This is a genomic window from Neorhizobium sp. SOG26 (assembly GCF_003491345.1).
GTDB lineage: Bacteria > Pseudomonadota > Alphaproteobacteria > Rhizobiales > Rhizobiaceae > Neorhizobium > Neorhizobium turbinariae.
The window spans coordinates 1,673,649-1,693,281 of sequence record NZ_CP025512.1 but is presented as its reverse complement, the minus strand read 5'-3'; the positions used below and the strand labels follow the sequence as shown (position 1 = coordinate 1,693,281).

General features: G+C 62.3%; 15 protein-coding genes. All 15 read left to right on the top strand.

Annotated elements, in window-relative coordinates; all coding sequences use genetic code 11:
* The first annotated feature begins 16 nt into the window (after positions 1-16).
* The 15 genes from CYG48_RS08440 (at position 17) to recN (ending at position 19,592) form a co-directional block, all read left to right on the top strand.
* Positions 17-1,492, top strand: a complete 1,476-nt coding sequence (locus CYG48_RS08440) for a UDP-N-acetylmuramoyl-L-alanyl-D-glutamate--2,6-diaminopimelate ligase (RefSeq protein WP_118849976.1) — start codon at positions 17-19, stop codon at positions 1,490-1,492.
* Positions 1,489-2,922 (top strand): UDP-N-acetylmuramoylalanyl-D-glutamyl-2,6-diaminopimelate--D-alanyl-D-alanine ligase, encoded by a 1,434-nt coding sequence (locus tag CYG48_RS08435; protein ID WP_118849975.1) that lies wholly within the window; start codon positions 1,489-1,491, stop codon positions 2,920-2,922. Before CYG48_RS08440 ends, CYG48_RS08435 begins: the two co-directional genes overlap by 4 nt.
* A 29-nt stretch (positions 2,923-2,951) precedes the next feature.
* On the top strand, positions 2,952-4,055 hold the full coding sequence (mraY, locus tag CYG48_RS08430) for a phospho-N-acetylmuramoyl-pentapeptide-transferase (protein ID WP_118849974.1): 1,104 nt from the start codon (positions 2,952-2,954) through the stop codon (positions 4,053-4,055).
* Between the two features lie 6 nt (positions 4,056-4,061).
* Positions 4,062-5,459 (top strand): UDP-N-acetylmuramoyl-L-alanine--D-glutamate ligase, encoded by a 1,398-nt coding sequence (gene murD / locus CYG48_RS08425; RefSeq protein WP_118849973.1) that lies wholly within the window; start codon positions 4,062-4,064, stop codon positions 5,457-5,459.
* A gap of 35 nt (positions 5,460-5,494) precedes the next feature.
* The gene (gene ftsW, locus CYG48_RS08420) at positions 5,495-6,649 is read left to right on the top strand and encodes a putative lipid II flippase FtsW (RefSeq protein WP_118849972.1); all 1,155 of its coding nucleotides are present in this window, start codon (positions 5,495-5,497) and stop codon (positions 6,647-6,649) included.
* A gap of 7 nt (positions 6,650-6,656) precedes the next feature.
* On the top strand, positions 6,657-7,811 hold the full coding sequence (gene murG / locus CYG48_RS08415) for an undecaprenyldiphospho-muramoylpentapeptide beta-N-acetylglucosaminyltransferase (RefSeq protein WP_118849971.1): 1,155 nt from the start codon (positions 6,657-6,659) through the stop codon (positions 7,809-7,811).
* Positions 7,808-9,217, top strand: a complete 1,410-nt coding sequence (murC, locus tag CYG48_RS08410) for a UDP-N-acetylmuramate--L-alanine ligase (RefSeq protein WP_118849970.1) — start codon at positions 7,808-7,810, stop codon at positions 9,215-9,217. The genes murG and murC overlap by 4 nt, the downstream gene beginning before the upstream one ends.
* A gap of 2 nt (positions 9,218-9,219) precedes the next feature.
* Complete coding sequence (murB, locus tag CYG48_RS08405) at positions 9,220-10,194, top strand: UDP-N-acetylmuramate dehydrogenase (protein ID WP_118849969.1); 975 nt, start codon at positions 9,220-9,222, stop codon at positions 10,192-10,194.
* Between the two features lie 361 nt (positions 10,195-10,555).
* Entirely contained in the window at positions 10,556-11,482 is a 927-nt protein-coding gene (locus CYG48_RS08400) for a D-alanine--D-alanine ligase (protein WP_118849968.1), read from the top strand.
* A complete protein-coding gene (locus CYG48_RS08395) occupies positions 11,470-12,402 on the top strand; it encodes a cell division protein FtsQ/DivIB (protein WP_118849967.1) in 933 nt (310 codons plus the stop codon). The genes CYG48_RS08400 and CYG48_RS08395 overlap by 13 nt, the downstream gene beginning before the upstream one ends.
* The gene (gene ftsA, locus CYG48_RS08390; protein ID WP_118849966.1) at positions 12,399-13,730 is read left to right on the top strand and encodes a cell division protein FtsA; all 1,332 of its coding nucleotides are present in this window, start codon (positions 12,399-12,401) and stop codon (positions 13,728-13,730) included. Before CYG48_RS08395 ends, ftsA begins: the two co-directional genes overlap by 4 nt.
* Before the next feature lie 83 nt (positions 13,731-13,813).
* A complete protein-coding gene (gene ftsZ / locus CYG48_RS08385) occupies positions 13,814-15,607 on the top strand; it encodes a cell division protein FtsZ (protein WP_118849965.1) in 1,794 nt (597 codons plus the stop codon).
* Positions 15,608-15,860: 253 nt separating this feature from the next.
* Positions 15,861-16,817 carry a UDP-3-O-acyl-N-acetylglucosamine deacetylase gene (gene lpxC, locus CYG48_RS08380; protein ID WP_118849964.1) on the top strand — a complete coding sequence of 319 codons (957 nt, stop codon included), beginning with the start codon at positions 15,861-15,863 and terminating at the stop codon, positions 16,815-16,817.
* A gap of 231 nt (positions 16,818-17,048) precedes the next feature.
* Positions 17,049-17,891: an outer membrane protein assembly factor BamD gene (locus tag CYG48_RS08375; RefSeq protein WP_445304329.1), complete on the top strand. Its 843-nt coding sequence runs from the start codon at positions 17,049-17,051 to the stop codon at positions 17,889-17,891.
* A gap of 27 nt (positions 17,892-17,918) precedes the next feature.
* Positions 17,919-19,592: a DNA repair protein RecN gene (gene recN, locus CYG48_RS08370; RefSeq protein WP_118849962.1), complete on the top strand. Its 1,674-nt coding sequence runs from the start codon at positions 17,919-17,921 to the stop codon at positions 19,590-19,592.
* Positions 19,593-19,633 lie beyond the last annotated feature (41 nt).

Here is a 19,633-nt window from a genome sequence, read left to right as displayed (position 1 = left end):
TGGGGACCGTTTTCAGATGACTACACAGCCGAAGAAGCTCAGAGACCTCGCAGGTCAGGATTTGCCGGAACTCGCGGAGCTCCTTGCTGGGCCCGCGGGCGACCTGGAGATCACCGGCCTGACCTCCGACAGCCGCAAGGCCGTGCCAGGCACTTTGTTTGCCGCCCTTGCCGGGGCGAAGGCTGACGGCTCGGCCTTTATCGGCGATGCGGCTGCGCGCGGCGCAGTCGCCGCCATTGCATCGAAGCCGGCAGATGCCGGTATCCCTGTGCTTGCCGTTTCCAATCCGCGTCGCTTGCTGGCGCTGGCGGCCGCTCGTTTCTACGGCGCGCAGCCGCAAACCATGGTTGCCGTGACGGGCACGGCGGGCAAGACCTCGGTCGCGTCCTTTACACGCCAGGTCTGGGCTTTCGCTGGTCACGCTGCGGCACAGATAGGCACAACCGGTGTCGTGTCTCCGACCCGCAACGACTACGGTTCGCTGACGACGCCCGATCCGGTGGAATTGCAGAAGCTGCTGGGGGAACTTGCTGCCGAAGGCGTTACGCATGCTGCGATGGAAGCCTCCAGCCATGGTCTCGACCAGAGCCGACTCGATGGCGTGAAGCTGGCCGCGGCGGGCTTTACCAATCTCGGCCGTGACCACATGGACTACCATCCGACGATCGAGGACTACATGGCCGCCAAGATGCGGCTGTTCGACACGCTGATGCCGAAGGGTGGACCGGCCGTGATCTTCTCGGACGATGCCTGGTCAAAGGAAGCAATCCGTGCCGCGACCGCAGCCGGCCTCGATGTCCGCACCGTCGGACGGGCCGGCGACTATCTCTGCCTCAAGCGCGTTGAGCACTTCCGCCACAAGCAGATGGCCGAGATCCATGTCGGCACGGAAATTTTCGAAGTCGACATTCCGCTTGCCGGCGATTTTCAGGTCGCCAATGCTCTCGTTTCGGCCGGGCTTGCCATGTCCACCGGTGTTCCTGCTGCTACCGCCATGGCGGCGCTTGAGAAATTGGTCGGCGCATCCGGACGGCTCGAACTCGTCGGCCAGACGAAGGACGGGGCGCTCGCCTATGTCGACTATGCCCATAAGCCTGACGCGCTGGAAAACGTGCTGACCTCGGTTCGTCCGTTCACCACTGGCCGAGTCATCGTCGTGTTCGGTTGCGGCGGCGATCGCGACAAGGGAAAGCGCCCGATCATGGGCGAGGTCGCCACACGACTGGCCGACGTGGTGATCGTCACTGACGACAACCCGCGTTCCGAAGTGCCTGAAGTCATTCGTTCGGAAATCATGGCCGCTGCGCCGGGCGCCATCGAGATCGGCGACCGCGCCGGGGCGATCCGCGAAGCCGTCGGCATGCTCCGGTCCGGTGATACGCTAATTGTTGCCGGCAAGGGGCACGAGGAAGGCCAGACGGTCGGGACGACGGTGCTGCCGTTCTCCGATCACGTTGAAGTCCGCAAAGCCTTGGAGGAGGTTGCATCTTGAATTTTCTCTGGACCTCCGCAGACCTCGTTTCCGCGATGGAAGGCCGCCCGATCGGCAGCCTGCCGGCCGGGATTACCGGCATTTCCATTGACAGCCGGTCGATCGGCGAGGGCGAGGCCTTCTTCGCCATCAAGGGTGATCGCGTTGATGGGCATGACTATGCCAGCATGGCGGTGGCTAATGGGGCGGCGCTGATCGTCGTGTCGGAAGGCAAACTTCCGGCGCTGGGCAAGCTGACCATCCCGATGATCGTCGTGGACGACGTGCTGGCGGCGCTTGGGCGGCTGGCGGTTGCATCGCGCGCCCGTAGCGCCGCACGTATCGTTGCCGTCACGGGATCCGTCGGCAAGACGACGACAAAGGAAATGCTGCGCCACGCCTTGGCGGCGTCCGGCAAGGTTCATGCCGCCGTTGCCTCCTTCAACAACCATTGGGGCGTGCCGCTGACGCTCGCCCGCATGCCGTCGGATACCGCCTTCGGCGTGTTCGAGATCGGCATGAACCACCCCGACGAGATCCGGCCTCTCGTGAAGATGGTGCGCCCGCATGTCGCCATCATCACGACCATTGCCGCTGCGCATCTTGGCCACTTCAAGAACCTCGAAGAGATTGCGGCGGCGAAGGCCGAGATCTTCGAAGGCGTGGAGCCTGGCGGCGCCGTGATCCTCAACCGCGACAACCAGCAGTTCGGTTTCCTCGACGAGCAGGCGCAGGCGGTCGGCGTTTCGCATATCTACAGCTTCGGCCAGCACGCCAAGGCTGATTTCCGCCTCGTCGACTTCGAGGGCAACGCAGAAACGTCGACGATCTGGGCTGTGGTGAACGGCGAGACGACGGAAGTGCATATCGGCGCGCCCGGCCGCCATATCGCTGAAAACGGCATGGCGGTTCTGGGCGCCTGCTTCCTGCTCGGGGCCGACATGGCCGGTGCAAGGAATGCGCTTGCCGGGTTAAAGCCGGTCAAGGGCAGGGGCGAACGCCACCAGTTGCGGATCGGCGACGGGCGCCTGACCCTGATCGACGAAAGTTACAACGCCAACCCGGCCTCGGTTCGCGCCGCCGTCGCACTTTTGGCCTCGGCAGAGCCCGATGCTGGCGGACGCCGGATCGCCGTCCTAGGCGACATGCTCGAGATGGGCGAATTCTCGGCTCAAGTGCATGAAGAGCTCGCCGGTCCGATTCTCGCGGCCGGCATCGAACATGTGTGGCTGGCAGGCAAGGAGATGGCGGCGCTCAAGGAGGCACTGCCGCCGAGCGTCGATGTGCATCATGAGCTCCAGACGGAAGCGCTTGCCGATTTTGTCGTTCGATCGATGCGGCCCGGCGACGTGGTGATGGTGAAGTCTTCGCTTGGGATTGGCTTCGGCAAGATTGTGGCGGCGCTGCTTGACAACTATCCGGCATTCTCCGACACGGAGCGCCTCTCGTGAATTCGAAGCGGCTTAAGAAAGGGCGCTGAATGCTGATCTGGCTTGTGGAACTGGCGGACAAGATTCAATTCTTCAACCTGTTCCGGTACATCACCTTTCGTACAGGCGCCGCGCTCTTCACCTCCGCCTTCATCGTCTTCATGTTCGGTCCGCAGATGATCGCCTCCTTGCGCGTGCGGCAGGGCAAGGGCCAGCCGATTCGCGCTGATGGACCGCAGACGCATTTCAAGAAGGCTGGCACCCCGACCATGGGCGGCCTGATGATCCTCGCCGGCATCCTTGGCGGATCGTTGCTCTGGGCAGATCTTTCCAACATCTATGTTGTCGCCACGCTTCTCGTGACGCTCGGCTTCGGTGCGATCGGCTTCTATGACGATTACTTGAAGGTGACGAAGCAGACCGACAAGGGCTTTTCCGGCAAGGCCCGCCTCGGGATCGAGTTCGTCATCGCAGGAATCGCGACCTTCTTCATGATGCGCATGGCGATGACCACCGGCCAGACGGCCAATCCCAACCTCGGGACCTCGGTCGCCTTTCCCTTCTTCAAGGACTTGTTCCTCAACCTTGGCATCTTCTTCGTCATCTTCGGCGGCTTCGTGATCGTCGCAGCCGGCAACGCCGTGAACCTGACCGACGGCCTCGACGGCCTTGCGATTGTTCCGGTGATGATTGCCGCTGCCTCCTTCGGCGTCATTGCCTACCTCGTCGGTAATGCCGTTTTCGCCGGTTACCTGCAGATCAACTTCGTGCCCGGCACGGGCGAACTGGCGGTGATCCTTGGCGCCGTGATTGGCGCCGGACTTGGCTTCCTGTGGTTCAATGCGCCGCCGGCTGCCATCTTCATGGGTGATACGGGGTCGCTGGCGCTCGGCGGCCTGATTGGTTCGGTAGCCGTTGCCACCAAGCACGAGATCGTCATGGCGATCATCGGCGGCCTCTTCGTCATGGAAACGCTGTCGGTCATCATCCAGGTCGGCTTCTTCAAGATGACCGGCAAGCGCGTTTTCCTGATGGCGCCGATCCACCACCACTTCGAGAAACTGGGCTGGACGGAAAGCCAGGTCGTGATCCGCTTCTGGATCATTGCCGTTGGCCTCGCGCTCCTTGGCCTCTCCACGCTGAAGCTGCGGTAAAGGCCCATGATTCCGGTCACGACATTCAAGGGCAAGAAGGTCGCGCTTTTTGGTCTCGGAGGCTCTGGCCTTGCGACGGCGAAGGCGCTTGTTGCCGGCGGTGCGGACGTCACGGCCTGGGACGACAATCCCGACAGCGTTGCAAAGGCGGTGGCGGAAGGGCTCACGACTGCCGACCTGCGGGGCATTTACTGGGGGGCGCAGGCTGCCTTTGTCCTGTCTCCCGGCGTGCCGCTGACGCATCCGAAGCCGCATTGGAGCGTCGACCTGGCGCGCGCCGCAGGCGTCGAGATCATCGGCGACGTGGAGCTTTTCGTCCGGGAACGCCGGGCGCATGCGCCGGACTGCCCGCTGATTGCCATTACAGGCACCAACGGCAAGTCCACGACGACGGCGCTCATCGCCCACATCCTGAAGTCCAGCGGCCGCGACACGCAGCTTGGCGGCAATATCGGAACGGCGATCCTGACGCTTGATCCGCCGAAGGACCGACGCTTCTATGTCGTGGAATGCTCGTCATATCAGATCGACCTGGCGCCGACGCTGAACCCGACCGCCGGCATCCTGCTCAACCTGACGCCGGATCACCTCGATCGGCACGGGACGATGCAGCATTACGCCGCGGTGAAGGAGCGCCTGGTCGCCGGCAGCAAGACGGCGGTGATCGGCGTCGACGACACCTTCTGTGCGCTCATCGCCGACCGGGTGGAGCGCGCTGGCGTTGCCGTGAAACGGATCTCGAAGCGCAACGTGGTCGCCGAAGGTCTCTATGCCGAAGGGAGCCGTATCATCGAGGCGCATGCCGGTGCATCCTCCGCTCTCGTGGATCTCGACGGCATCCAGACCCTGCGCGGAAGCCACAACGGCCAGAATGCAGCCGCCGCGATCGCCGCCTGCCTTGCCGTGGGCGTCTCCGCGGACGAAATCCGCTCTGGGCTCAAATCCTTTCCGGGTCTGAAGCACCGCATGCAGCCGGTGGCCAAGCGCGGGCAGGTGGTCTTCGTCAACGATTCCAAGGCCACCAATGCTGACGCCGCGGCGCCGGCCTTGTCGAGCTATGAACGGATCTACTGGATCGCGGGCGGTCTTCCGAAGGAGGGCGGCATAGTCAGCCTCGCTCCACTCTTCCCGCGTATCGTCAAAGCATACTTGATTGGAGAAGCAGCTCCGGCATTTGCTGCGACGCTTGGCGAGGCGGTGCCTTACGAGATTTCGGGCACGCTGGAGAAAGCGGTGGCCCACGCTGCGACAGATGCCGGTGAGGATGGCCTTGCATCCGCCGTGATGCTGTCGCCAGCCTGTGCAAGCTTCGACCAGTTCAAGAATTTCGAGGTTCGCGGCGATGCCTTCGTTGGTCTCGTTGCCGGGCTAAAGGATGTCACCATGCTCATTGAACCGACCTGACCACTCGGGTCGATCAGGGACGGAAAGGAAAACCGATGGTAAGCCGCGCAGATCGTGGGCCGCTCGCAGACTGGTTCTGGACGATCGACCGTTTCTTCCTCGTCGCGTTCATCCTTTTGATGGGCATCGGCTTTATGCTGTCGTTTGCCGCGTCACCCGCAGTTGCCGAGCGTATCGGCTTGGACAGCTTCCACTTCGTGGAGCGCCACGCATTCTTCATCATCCCGTCTCTGGCGGTGATGATCGGCCTCTCGTTCCTCACTCCGCGCCAGGTGCGGCGCACGGCCATCATCCTGCTGCTTATCTCGCTTGCGATGATGGTGCTGGCGCTCTTCGTCGGGGTCGAGGTTAAGGGTTCGCGCCGTTGGATCGGCATCGGCGCCTTCTCCATCCAGCCTTCTGAATTCATGAAGCCGGCCTTCGTCGTTGTCTGCGCATGGCTGTTCGCCGAGCACGCCCGCCAGCCGGAAATTCCGGGCAATCTTTTTGCAATTATCCTGTTCGGCATCGTCGCAGCCTTGCTCGTGGCGCAGCCCGACCTTGGCCAGACGATTCTGACCAGCGTCGTCTGGGGCGGCATGTTCTTCATGGCCGGCATGCCGTGGCTCTGGATCTTCCTGCTGGGCGGGTGTGGTGTCGGCGGTATGGTTGCCGCCTATTATCTCCTGCCGCACGTCACGGCGCGTTTCGACAAGTTCCTGACCGGCGAGGGCGACCGCTTCCAGATCGAGACGGCGCATGAGGCGATCCTGCAGGGCGGCTGGTTCGGCCAGGGTCCCGGCGAAGGCGTCGTGAAGCGCATCCTGCCCGACAGCCACACGGACTTCATCTTCTCGGTTGCCGCGGAAGAATTCGGTATTATCTTTTGCATGGCGCTTGTCGCGATCTTCGCCTTCGTCGTGCTTCGCGGACTGAACCATGCCTTCAAGGAGGGCAATGACTTCAACCGCTTTGCCGTCGCCGGCCTCGTTCTCCAGATCGGCATGCAGTCGATGATCAATATCGGGGTCAACCTTGAACTCATGCCGGCCAAGGGCATGACCCTGCCGCTGATTTCCTACGGTGGCTCATCGATGATTGCGATCGGTGTGACCGCGGGCTTCATCCTGGCATTGACGCGCCATCGACCGGAGAAGCGGGCGCAAGAACGCAGCCTGTTCCGGGTCAGCCATAGTGTGCCGGCGGAGTGAGTTTTAGATGAGCAAGGGTATCATCCTGCTAGCCGCCGGGGGAACCGGCGGCCATTTGTTTCCTGCGGAGGCCCTGGCGCACGAGTTGAAGGCGCGTAGCTACGCGGTTCACCTTGTGACCGACAGCCGCGCAGAGCGTTTTGCGGGCAAGTTTCCCGCAGACGAGATCCATGTCGTTCCCTCGGCCACTTTTGCGTCGAAGAATCCGGTCGCAATGTTGCGCACTGGCTGGAAGCTGTGGACGGGACTTCGCGCCGCCCGCCGCCTGATCAATCGGCTGAAGCCGCTCGCCGTCGTCGGCTTCGGTGGCTACCCGACCGTGCCGCCGCTGCTGGCTGCGACCTCGCTTGGCGTTCCCTCGATGATCCACGAGCAGAATGCGGTCATGGGGCGCGCCAACAAGATGTTGGCGTCGAAGGTTCAGGCGATCGCCGGCGGGTTCCTGCCCGAGGACAAGGGTGCTTATGCCGGGAAGACCGTGACAACGGGCAACCCGGTGCGTCCGGCGGTGCTGGAAGCGGCCAAGACGCCTTATGTCGCCTCCCGCGGTACCGATCCATTCCGGCTGGTTGTCTTCGGCGGCAGCCAAGGCGCACAGTTCTTCTCTTCAGCCATCCCGACGGCGCTGAGTCTGCTCAGTGACGCCGAGCGCGACCGCCTCGTGGTGACGCAGCAGGCGCGCCCGGAGGACAAGGACCGGGTGACCTCCTGCTTCGCCAAGCTCAAGTCGCCGGCTGATATCTCGTCGTTCTTTTCCGACATGGCGGAGCGGCTTGCGATGGCGCATCTCGTCATCTGCCGCTCTGGGGCTTCAACCGTTTCCGAGATCGCGGTGATCGGGCGGCCGTCCGTTCTCGTGCCCTATCCGCACGCCCTCGATCACGACCAAGCGGCCAATGCCGAAGCGCTGGTCGCAACCGGTGGCGCCAAGGTGGTGAAGCAATCTGATCTTTCACCGGAGAAACTTGCCTCCATCATCTCCGGTGCCATGAAGGATCCGGACAAGTTGGAAAGAATGGCGGCGGCGGCCAAGTCTGCCGGGCATCCGAGTGCGACGGACTTGCTTGCGGACATGGTCGCGGTTATCGCAGAGCGTAAGTCAGTTACGGAATTTAAGGCGTCGCTGGGCAAAGCGACGCAAAACGCGGGAGTACACGCATGAAGATGCCGAAGGCCATCGGGCTCGTCCATTTCATCGGCATCGGCGGGATCGGCATGAGCGGCATCGCCGAAGTGCTGCATAACCTCGGCCACAAGGTGCAGGGATCGGACCAGTCGGATGGCGCCAACGTCCAGCGCCTGCGTGACAAGGGCATACCGGTCTTCGTTGGCCATCAGGCGAACAACCTGGGCGATGCCGAAGTGATCGTTGTTTCCACCGCGATCAAGAAGGACAATCCGGAGCTTGTCGCCGCGCGTGAAAAGTCGCTGCCGATCGTGCGTCGCGCGGAAATGCTGGCCGAACTGATGCGCTTCCGCAATGCGATCGCCATCGGTGGCACGCACGGCAAGACGACGACGACCTCGATGGTCGCGACGCTGCTCGAAGCGGGTGGGCTCGACCCGACTGTCATCAATGGCGGGATCATCAATGCCTATGGCACCAATGCCCGCATGGGCGAGGGCGAGTGGATGGTGGTCGAGGCCGACGAATCGGACGGCACCTTCCTGAAACTTCCGGCCGATGTCGCGATCGTCACCAATATCGATCCGGAACATCTGGACCACTACGGTAGCTTCGACGCCGTGCGGAATGCTTTCCGGCAGTTCGTCGAGAACGTGCCATTCTATGGCTTTGGCGTGTTGTGCATCGACCATCCGGAAGTGCAGGCTCTGGTGGCGCGCATCGAGGATCGCAAGATCGTCACCTATGGCGAGAACCCGCAGGCTGATGCGCGATTCTCCAACGTTCGCATGGAAGGCACCCGCGCCATCTTCGACGTGGAGATTCGGCGCCGTCGTACCGGCAAGGTCTTCAATTTCAAGGACCTCGCCCTGCCGATGCCGGGCCGCCACAATATCTCGAACGCCACGGCGGCGATAGCCGTCGCGAACCGGCTCGGGATCTCGGAAGACAATATTCGCAAGGGGCTTGCGAACTTCAGTGGGGTGAAGCGTCGGTTCACGCTGACGGGCACCTGGAACGGTGTCTCGATCTTTGATGACTACGGACACCATCCGGTTGAAATCAAGGCTGTACTGAAGGCCGCGCGTGAAGCCTGCAAGGGCCGGATCATCGCGGTGCACCAGCCGCATCGCTACACGCGCCTGTCGAGCCTGTTCGAGGACTTCGCCACCTGCTTCAACGATGCCGACAGCATCATCCTGGCACCAGTCTATGCCGCCGGCGAGGAGCCGATCGAAGGCGCCAATTCGGAAGCGCTGGTATCGCGCATCCGCTCTGGAGGCCACCGCGACGCGCGCTATATGGAACTTTCAACGGAACTTGCGTCCATCGTATCCAGCATTGCGAAACCGGGTGATTTCGTGGTTCTTCTGGGAGCAGGTAACATCACCCAATGGGCGGCAGCGCTGCCCAAGGAACTGGAAAGCGTTTCGGGACAGTGAGAATGAAACAGGTAAATGGGGAAAAGCTGCTGGCGTCGCTGGGAAGCGGCGTAGAAAAATTGCGTGGCCGGTTGACGCCGGATGCCCCCATGGACCGGGTAACGTGGTTCCAGGCGGGCGGTCTGGCGGAGCTGATGTTCCAGCCGCACGACGTGGAGGACCTCGCGACCTTCCTGCAGATACTGCCGGCCGATGTACCGCTGACGGTGGTCGGCGTCGGTTCGAACCTGCTCGTCCGCGACGGCGGCATTCCGGGTGTCGTCCTGCGTTTGTCTGCCAAGGGATTCGGCCAGGTCGAGCTTGTCGGGGAGAACCGCATCAAGGCCGGTGCCATCTGCCCGGACAAGCATATCGCCGCGATGGCCATGGACAACGGCATCGGCGGCTTTGCCTTCTACTACGGCATTCCAGGCTCGATCGGCGGAGCCTTGCGCATGAACGCGGGTGCCAACGGTACCGAGACGCGGGAGAGGGTGGTGGAAGTCCACGCGCTCGACCGGCAGGGAAACAAGCACGTGTTGTCGAACGCCGACATGGGCTACACCTATCGTCATTCTGCGGCCCCGGCGGATCTGATCTTCACGCACGCGGTGTTCGAAGGGTACCCGGAAGAACGCGGCAAGATCCGCGCGGAGATGGATGCCGTGCGCCAGCACCGCGAGACGGTGCAGCCGGTGAAGGAGAAGACCGGGGGCTCGACCTTCAAGAACCCGGAAGGTCATTCGGCGTGGAAGCTGATCGACGATGCGGGTGGTCGTGGCCTGATGAACGGCGGGGCGCAGATGTCGTCTCTCCACTGCAACTTCATGATCAATATCGGCCACGCGACGGGCTACGATCTCGAATATCTCGGCGAGATGGTGCGCCAGCGTGTCTTCGAACACTCCGGCGTCAAGCTTGAATGGGAGATCAAGCGCCTCGGTGTGTTTATGCCGGGACGGGAAGTTCGTCCGTTCCAGGGCGTTACCACCGAGTAAAACGCCCAGACCATCATTTGTTGAAAGGCCCGCCAAGTCAGAACCTTAGCGGGCTTTTTTATTATTTTGATTCCGCTTTCCGGTGTCTGCTGAACCCTGGAAACGGGGTCAGCGAGCGAGCTCATGATTCTCGCGGCGGCGGCTTCGGAGGCCTCTCACGCCATCTCGCGTTAACTTTTCCATTCCCTGATAATACCAAGGAAGTCAGCACCTTAGTGTCCCTGATTAATCAAGGTAAACGATTTGTTAACCATTTTGCTGCACCAATAGGGGCACGTTGATGAGCCGCCAGAATCGTCAGCCGAAACAAGTTTGGCGCAAGCGCAGAGCTTTAGCCTGAAGTCCTTTGTAGGAGTGACCGATGACCGACAAGCACGTCGCTGTTTTGATGGGGGGATTTTCCTCCGAGCGGCCTGTCAGTCTGTCGTCGGGCAATGCTTGCGCGGACGCTCTCGAAGGTGAGGGTTACCGGGTCACACGTGTCGACGTTGATCGCAATGTCGCGGCTGTTCTTTCTGAGTTGAAGCCCGACGTGGCTTTCAATGCGCTCCATGGTCCCTATGGCGAAGACGGCACCATCCAGGGCATTCTGGAATATCTCGAGATCCCTTACACGCATTCCGGTGTGCTCGCCTCGGCGCTTGCCATGGATAAGCATCAGGCTCGGCATGTGGCCAAGGCTGCCGGTATTCCGGTTGCTGAAGCCAAGGCGATGAACCGCTTCGATATTGGCAACGTGCATCCGCTGAAGCCGCCTTACGTGGTGAAGCCGGTGCGCGAAGGTTCGTCCTTCGGCGTCGTCATCGTCCAGGAGAATCAATCTCATCCGCCGCAGGTCATCGGTTCGTCAGATTGGCGTTATGGTGATCGCGTTCTCGTTGAGCGTTACATCTATGGCCGCGAGCTGACTTGTGGTGTCATGGGCGACGTGGCGCTCGGTGTGACCGAGGTCGTGCCGACCGGCAACGCCTTCTACGACTACGATGCTAAATATGCAGCCGGTGGCTCCAAGCACGTCATTCCGGCGCAGATTTCACCGAATATTTACCAAAAGATACAAACACTGGCCCTCAAGGCGCATCAGGCGATGGGCTGCCGTGGCGTCAGTCGTTCGGACTTCCGCTATGACGACCGCTTCTCCGAGAATGGCGAGCTGATCTGGCTCGAAATCAACACTCAGCCAGGCATGACGCCAACGTCGCTTGTGCCCGAAATGGCCGCACACGCAGGTCATTCCTTTGGTGAGCTCGTCCGTTGGATGGTGGAGGACGCTACGTGTTTGCGTTGATCGGCAAGAAGGCGGCTTCTCCGCGTGGCCGTTCCCAGGCTCTTTACCTCGGCGCCGATGAGCGCCGCGTGCTGCCGCGCCCTCTGCGTCGCGTCGTGCGCTTCTGCGTCAGCCTCGCCACAGGCCGCATCTACATTCCAGAGCATGTCGGCACGTTCTCCGCATTCGGTTTCATGGCAGCTGTCGGCCTCTACGGCATGTCGATTGGCGGCCATGGCCATGAAGTCGCGCAGGCGACCACGGCTGCCCTCGGCTTTGCCATTGAAGACGTTCGCGTATCCGGCAACGAGCAGACGTCCGAGATCGACATCCTCCAGCTTCTCGGCCTCGATGGCACGACCTCGCTGGTCGCGCTCGATGTCGATGCTGCGCGCCGCAAGCTTTCCGAGCTTCCCTGGGTCCAGTATGCCGAGGTGCGCAAGGTCTATCCGCGCACGATCGAAGTCATGCTGAAGGAGCGCCAGGCTTTCGGGATCTGGCAGCATGGTTCGGAACTTTCGCTGATCGAGAAGGACGGCAGCGTGATCGCGCCGCTTCGCGACAACAAGTTCGCCTCCCTGCCGCTTTTCGTTGGCCGTGACGCCGAGCGCGCTGCAGCCTCCTTCGAGGAAGCGATGGCTGCCTGGCCGGAGCTGAAGTCGCGGGTGAAGGCTTACGTCCGGGTCGCCGGTCGTCGCTGGGACCTGCATCTCGACAACGGCGTCGTGCTGAAGCTGCCGGAAAACAATGTTGAGCGGGCTCTCGCCGTTCTCGGTCGGCTGGAGCAGGAAGAGGGGATCCTTCAGCGGGACATCGCTTCGGTCGACTTGCGGCTGGAGGATCGTGCGACGGTTCAGCTGACGGCTGCTGCCGCTGAGCGTCGCAAGGAAGCAGTGGATGCGCGCGCCAAGGCGCTGAAGAAGGCGGGAGAGCAGTCGTGAGTGTTTTCGGATCGTCTCATTTCGGTCTGCCCCGCATGAAGCCGCTCTCTTCCAAGCGCAGCCATGTCGTGTCTGTACTGGATATCGGCTCGACAAAGGTCGTGTGCATGATCGCCCGGCTGACGCCGCGGGCGGAAAGCCAGGTCCTGCCGGGCCGCACCCATAACATCGAAATCATCGGCATCGGCCATCAGCGTTCGCGGGGCGTGAAGTCCGGCGTGGTTGCTGATCTCGACGCAGCAGAAAGTGTCGTACGCCTCGCCGTTGATGCGGCGGAGCGCATGGCAGGCCTCACCGTCGACAGCCTGATTGTCAACGTATCTGCCGGCCGCCTTGCAAGCGATGTCTACACCGCGAGCATTGACCTCGGTGGCCAGGAAGTCGAAGCCGCTGACCTCAAGAAGGTTCTGGTTGCTGCCAGCCAGCGTTCGCTGCGCCAGGATCGCGCCATCCTTCACTCGCTGCCGACCGGCTTTTCGCTCGACGGCGAACGTGGCATCCGCGACCCGCTGGCGATGTACGGTGACAACCTCGGCGTCGACATGCATGTCGTGACCGCCGAACGCGCGACGCTGAAGAACCTCGAACTGTGCATCAACCGAGCGCATCTGTCGGTCGAAGGCATCGTTGCGACGCCTTACGCCAGCGGCCTTGCGGCTCTCGTTGACGACGAAGTCGAACTCGGCTGCGCCGCCATCGACATGGGCGGTGGCACGACGACGATTTCCGTCTTTGCGGAAGGCAAGCTCGTTCATACGGATGCGATCAGCCTTGGTGGTCACCATGTGACGACCGACCTCGCACGCGGCCTGTCGACCCGCATCGAAGACGCCGAGCGCATGAAGGTGGTCCACGGTTCGGCACTGGCCAATGGCGCCGATGAACGCGACGTCATCTCTGTCCCGCCGATCGGCGAGGACGACCGCGACCAGCCAACCCAGGTGCCACGTTCGCTCGTGACGCGCATCGTGAGCGCCCGCATCGAGGAAACGCTCGAACTCATTCGCGACCGCATCCAGAAGTCGGGCTTCAGCCCGATCGTCGGCAAGCGCGTCGTTCTGACCGGCGGCGCAAGCCAGTTGACAGGCCTTTCGGAAACGGCACGCCGTATCCTGGCGCGCAATGTTCGGATCGGTCGCCCGATGGGCGTCTCCGGCCTGCCGCAGGCGGCCAAGGGGCCAGCCTTTTCGACGGCCGTTGGTCTGATGATCTACCCGCAGGTCGCTGACCTGGAAACGCATGCGTCGCAGAGCGGTCTCATGGCCTCTCTCGGCAATGGCAACGGCCGGCTCGCTCGCATGGGGCAGTGGCTGAAGGAAAGTTTTTGACGGCCGGGTAATCCCGACCATCAGCAAGACATGACATGAATTGGCCGGCGGCGATGCGGCCTGAGAGAGAAGGAACTGGTGCAATGACCATCAAGCTGCAGAAGCCAGACATCACTGAGCTGAAGCCTCGGATTACCGTATTCGGCGTCGGTGGTGGCGGTGGCAACGCCGTTAACAACATGATCACCGCTGGCCTGGAAGGCGTCGACTTCGTTGTCGCCAACACGGACGCTCAGGCACTCACCATGACGAAGGCCGACAAGGTCATTCAGATGGGCGTGCAGGTTACCGAGGGCCTGGGTGCAGGTTCACAGCCTGAAGTCGGTCGCGCCGCCGCTGAAGAATGCATTGGGGAAATCGTTGATCACCTGCATGGCACGCACATGTGCTTTGTCACCGCCGGCATGGGCGGTGGTACGGGCACGGGCGCAGCGCCGGTTGTTGCCGAAGCCGCCCGCTCCAAGGGCATCCTGACCGTCGGCGTCGTCACCAAGCCGTTCCACTTCGAAGGCCAGCGCCGCATGCGCCTTGCCGAATCGGGTATCCAGGAACTGCAGAAGTCGGTCGACACGCTCATCGTCATCCCGAACCAGAACCTGTTCCGCATCGCCAACGACAAGACGACCTTCGCCGATGCCTTCGCAATGGCCGACCAGGTTCTCTACTCCGGCGTCGCCTGCATCACCGACCTGATGGTCAAGGAAGGCCTGATCAACCTCGACTTCGCCGACGTTCGCTCTGTCATGCGTGAAATGGGCCGTGCAATGATGGGTACCGGCGAAGCATCCGGCCCGGGCCGCGCAATGCAGGCCGCGGAAGCTGCGATCGCCAACCCGCTCCTCGACGAAACCTCGATGAAGGGCGCCCAGGGTCTCTTGATCTCCATCACCGGCGGTCGCGACCTCACCCTGTTCGAAGTCGATGAAGCAGCGACGCGTATTCGCGAAGAAGTCGATCCGGATGCCAACATCATCCTCGGCGCAACCTTCGACGAAGCGCTCGAAGGCCTCATCCGCGTGTCGGTCGTTGCAACCGGTATCGACCGTGGCGTGCAATCGGTTGACCTGCGTGCCGCAGAGATGCGCGCTGCGTCGAAGCCGATCATCCGCCCGTCGGCTGCCATCCCGGCTGCATCTGCACCGACTCAGCCGGCTCCGCAGCCTGCGCCTGTCATGCAGGCCGCTCCGGCACCGGTCGCACAGCCCGTTGCCCAGCAGCAGCCGGCCGTCGATCCGATCGCCGAGCAGATCCGTCTCGCAGAAGCCGAAATGGAACGCGAACTGGCCATCAACGAGCCTCAGCGCGTCGCACCGGCCCCGCAGCCTGTCGCGCAGCAGCAGGAAGAGTTCCGCCCGGCAAGCCGCCTGTTTGCCGCTCCGGCAGAACCGCAGGCTCCGGTCATGACGCGTCCTGCTCCGGTTCAGGCTCCTGTCCAGCCGCAGCCGGCCCCGGTCATGCAGCAGCCCGCCGCACCGCGTCCTGCCGCTCCGGTTTTCCGCGAGCCGGCCGCTCCGACCGTTTCGGCCACTGTCGAGCCGGTCCGCATGCCGAAGGTTGAGGACTTTCCGCCGATCGTGAAGGCCGAGATGGACCAGCGTTCGCAGCCGGTACAGCATGTCCAGGAAGAGCGTGGCCCGATGGGTCTTCTGAAGCGGATCACGAGCTCGCTCGGTCGCCGCGAGGAAGAAGAGCCGGCTCATGTCGAGCCTGCGGCACCGGCTGCACCTGTGGCGCAGCGTCGTCCGCTCTCGGCCGAAGCCAGCATGTATGCGCCGCGCCGCGGCAATCTCGACGACCATGGCCGCGCGGTTCCGCAGAGCCACCAGGAAGACGACCAGCTCGAAATTCCGGCTTTCCTGCGCCGCCAGTCGAACTGAGTTAACGACCGTTATCAAACGTGACGAGGGCCCGTGTGAACGCATCGGGCCCTTGTGCATTTCATCAACAGCCACATGCACTTAGGATCGTAACATTCCGAAACGAACAGTGATTTGGAATGGGCGGGGCGGGTGCGTAGATAGAGGATGAAAAGACGCCTGAATCAAACGGTCGAATCAAGCTTGGCCGCCTGCGAGGCGCAGAAATAACGGGCTTCCGCTGAGCGGGCGTCCGCGACAGAAGGCAAGTAGAATGACTATTGGATTGCTCGGTTTCCAGACCACCATCGCCGCACCGGTTAGCCTCAAGGGCACCGGCGTGCATTCTGGAGCCACTGTCGGAATCACCTTTCAGCCTGCCGAGGCCGGAACTGGCGTCGTGTTCAGCCGCACGCTCGAAGACGGCAGCTCCGTTGAATATCGGGCCCTTTCGGCGCATGTCGGTCCGACCGACCTTTGCACGGTTCTCGGCACTTCGCCCGCAAAATGGGTAGCGACGATCGAGCACGTCATGGCTGCCCTTTATGCGCTTGGCATCGACAACGTGGTGGTTGAGGTCGAAGGCGCCGAAATGCCGATCATGGACGGCAGCTCGGCTCCGTTCATCGATGCGATCGAACAGGTCGGCATCGTCAACCTCAGCGCAAAGCGCCGCTACATCCGCGTGCTGAAGCCGGTTCGCATTGACTCAGGCTCGTCCTGGTCGGAATTCCGTCCGCATGAAGGCACCCGCTTCGAGGTCGAGATCGACTTTACCTCGCCGCTGATCGGCCGCCAGAGCTGGAAGGGCGAACTGACGGCTGCCGCCTTCAAGCAGGAACTGTCGCGGGCACGCACCTTCGGCTTCATGCGCGATGTCGAGCGCCTGTGGGCCGCCGGCTACGCGCTGGGTTCGTCGCTTGAAAACTCGGTTGTCATCTCTGACGACGATACGGTCGTGAACGTCGAAGGCCTGCGCTACAAGGACGAGTTCGTCCGTCACAAGACGCTGGACGCCGTGGGCGACCTGGCACTGGCTGGTGCGCAGTTCATCGGTTGCTACCGCTCCTATCGTGGCGGTCACAAGATGAACGCTCAGGCGCTGCAGGCGCTGATGAGCGATCCGACGGCTTACGAAATTGTCGAGGCTCCGTCTTCGCGTTCGGCACGTGTTCGCGCCAGCGAATTTGTTCCGGTGAAGATGCCGGAACAGACGCCATCGTTTGCCTAACCAATCCATCTCCAGTCGGCTTCGCCGAATTGCTTGGCCGCTTCCTACCCGAAGCGGCCTTTTCTTTGCGCCCATGGCGATAACCTCGCCGCGTGCCACAAAAATGTATGAATGCAGCAGCATTGCGTTGCTCTCCCTTTGCTTTTATGGCTAGAACGCCTGCCTAGGCAGCGGGTTTTGACGCGCGGGACGATCGGGAACTGTCGAATGAACCATGTAAGGTCTGTTGGAATGCATAAGGCCGCGAGAATCGCGTTCGTGTCGATGGTGCTCGCTGGCGCCGGCTTTGGCGTGACCGCCTGCCAATCGGACCCGGACATCGACATCACCAAGCTCGGCCTGCAGACCGAACCGCCGGAAGTGCTGTACAATCAAGGCCTCGCCAACATGAAGGCGGGCAACCTTTCGGAAGCGAGCCGCAAGTTCGACGCCATCGAGCGGCAGAACCCGTTCACCGAGTGGGGCCGCAAGGCGCTCGTGATGAGCACCTTCACGAAGTATCGCCTCGGCCGCAATGACGACGCGATCACCACCGGCAACCGCTACATGAACCAGTATCCGCAGTCGCAGGATTCGGGCTATGTTCAATATCTCGTCGGCCTGGCTTACTCCAAGCAGATCGCTGACGTGACGCAGGATCAGCGCGCCGCCAGAAGCACGATCGAGGCGATGACCAAGGTCGTGAACAACTATCCGGATTCCGAATATGTTGAAGACGCGCAGGCGAAGATTCGCTTTGCGCGTGACCAGCTTGCCGGCAAGGAAATGCAGATCGGCCGCTACTACCTGGAGCGCAAGGAATACCTTGCCGCGATCCAGCGCTTCCGTGTCGTGGTTGAGCAGTATTCCAACACCAACCAGGTGGAAGAAGCGCTGGCGCGTCTGGTCGAAACCTATTTTGCGATGGGCATCGTGGAAGAGGCGCAGACCGCAGCCGCCGTGCTTGGCCGCAACTACCCCGACAGCCAGTGGTACGCGGACTCTTACAAGCTGCTGCAGACGGGAGGCGTCCAGCCTCGCGAAAATCGCGGCTCCTGGATTTCCAGGGCCGGGGCAAAGCTCATCGGAGCTTGAGGCAAAGCACCGCGTGATTGAGGAAACATGCTGATCCAGTTGTCGATCCGGGATATCGTTCTGATCGAGCGGCTGGATCTCGCCTTCGAAGCCGGACTGTCCGTGCTGACCGGCGAGACCGGCGCCGGCAAGTCCATCCTTCTCGACAGCCTTTCGCTTGCTCTTGGTGGCCGTGGTGACGGTGGCCTCGTTCGGCATGGCGAAGACAAGGGCCAGGTCACGGCCGTTTTCGACGTTCCCGCCAATCATGCGCTCCGTACGCTTCTTCGCGACAACGGCATCGATGATGACGGGGACCTGATCTTCCGGCGCATCCAGTCTGCCGATGGGCGTACCCGCGCCTCGATCAACGATCAGCCGGTCAGCGTGCAATTGATGCGCCAGGCGGGCCAGATGCTGGTTGAGATCCACGGCCAGCACGACGACCGAGCGCTGATCGATACAGATGCGCATCGCAATCTTCTTGATGCATTCGCCGGTCTTGGCGACGACGTGCAGCAGGTCTCGAGCCTCTACCGCGCATGGCGCGATGCCGACCGCGCTCTGAAGACCCACCGTGCCAAGGTAGAGGCCGCCGCGCGCGAGGCCGATTACATCCGCGCCTCTGTCGAGGAGCTGGAAGCGCTTTCTCCGCGTGACGGCGAAGAAGAAGAGCTCGCCGAGCAGCGCTCGCGGATGCAGAAGGTCGAACGCATCGCTGGCGACATTTCCGAGGCGTCCGAATTCCTGAACGGCAACGGTTCGCCAGTCCCGCTGATCGCCTCCCTTGTGCGTCGTCTCGAGCGCAAGAGCCACGAGGCGCCGGGCCTGCTGGAGGAAACGGTCGAATTGCTCGACCAGGCCCTCAACCATCTGTCGAATGCGCAGATGGAGGTCGAGGCGGCGCTGCGGCGGACCGAGTTCGACCCGCGGGAACTCGAACGCGTCGAGGAGCGCTTGTTCGCGCTGCGTGCTGCCGGCCGGAAATATTCTGTCGCGGTTGTCGACCTGCCGGCGCTTGCCGAAAAGATGGTTGCCGATCTCGCCGATCTCGATGCCGGCGAGGAAAAGCTTGCCGAGCTGGAGAGGGTGGCTGCGGCAGCGAAGACCGAATTCGACGAGGCGGCCGTTGCACTGTCGCAGAAGCGCCGTCATGCCGCGGAAGGGCTCGCATCCGCGGTAATGGCTGAACTTCCCGCGCTCAAGCTGGAACGCGCCCGGTTCATGGTGGAGGTGACGAGCGATCCGGATGCGGCGTCGGCCGAAGGGATCGACACGGTCGAGTTCCACGTCCAGACAAACCCCGGCACGCGGCCGGGGCCGATCATGAAGGTCGCTTCGGGCGGCGAGCTCTCCCGTTTCCTCCTGGCGTTGAAGGTGGCGCTTGCCGACCGCGGCTCGGCACCGACGCTTGTCTTCGACGAAATCGACACCGGTGTGGGTGGTGCGGTCGCGGATGCGATTGGTCAACGCCTGAAGCGGCTTTCCGACAAGGTGCAGGTGCTGTCCGTCACGCATGCGCCGCAGGTTGCCGCACGTGCCGCGACGCATCTGTTGATCTCAAAGGGACCCGCCGGCGAAGGCTCCGACAAGATTGCAACCCGCGTCGCCACCATGGAGCCGGAGCATCGCACCGAAGAGATTGCCCGCATGCTCGCCGGCGCTTCGGTGACCGACGAGGCGCGGGCTGCTGCCAAGCGATTGCTTGCTGGAAACGGCTGAGGCGTCTCTTTCCATCGCTGAAAATTGCTCTACAAAACGAC

Bases quoted from the DNA above. Each gene is read 5' to 3' on its own strand.
- CYG48_RS08375 (WP_445304329.1), top strand. From the start codon at position 17,049: ATGCATAAGGCCGCGAGAATCGCGTTCGTGTCGATGGTGCTCGCTGGC.
- CYG48_RS08400 (WP_118849968.1), top strand. From the start codon at position 10,556: ATGACCGACAAGCACGTCGCTGTTTTGATGGGGGGATTTTCCTCCGAG.
- murG (WP_118849971.1), top strand. From the start codon at position 6,657: ATGAGCAAGGGTATCATCCTGCTAGCCGCCGGGGGAACCGGCGGCCAT.
- lpxC (WP_118849964.1), top strand. From the start codon at position 15,861: ATGACTATTGGATTGCTCGGTTTCCAGACCACCATCGCCGCACCGGTT.
- ftsW (WP_118849972.1), top strand. From the start codon at position 5,495: ATGGTAAGCCGCGCAGATCGTGGGCCGCTCGCAGACTGGTTCTGGACG.
- murC (WP_118849970.1), top strand. From the start codon at position 7,808: ATGAAGATGCCGAAGGCCATCGGGCTCGTCCATTTCATCGGCATCGGC.
- recN (WP_118849962.1), top strand. From the start codon at position 17,919: ATGCTGATCCAGTTGTCGATCCGGGATATCGTTCTGATCGAGCGGCTG.
- mraY (WP_118849974.1), top strand. From the start codon at position 2,952: ATGCTGATCTGGCTTGTGGAACTGGCGGACAAGATTCAATTCTTCAAC.
- murD (WP_118849973.1), top strand. From the start codon at position 4,062: ATGATTCCGGTCACGACATTCAAGGGCAAGAAGGTCGCGCTTTTTGGT.
- murB (WP_118849969.1), top strand. From the start codon at position 9,220: ATGAAACAGGTAAATGGGGAAAAGCTGCTGGCGTCGCTGGGAAGCGGC.
- ftsZ (WP_118849965.1), top strand. From the start codon at position 13,814: ATGACCATCAAGCTGCAGAAGCCAGACATCACTGAGCTGAAGCCTCGG.
- CYG48_RS08440 (WP_118849976.1), top strand. From the start codon at position 17: ATGACTACACAGCCGAAGAAGCTCAGAGACCTCGCAGGTCAGGATTTG.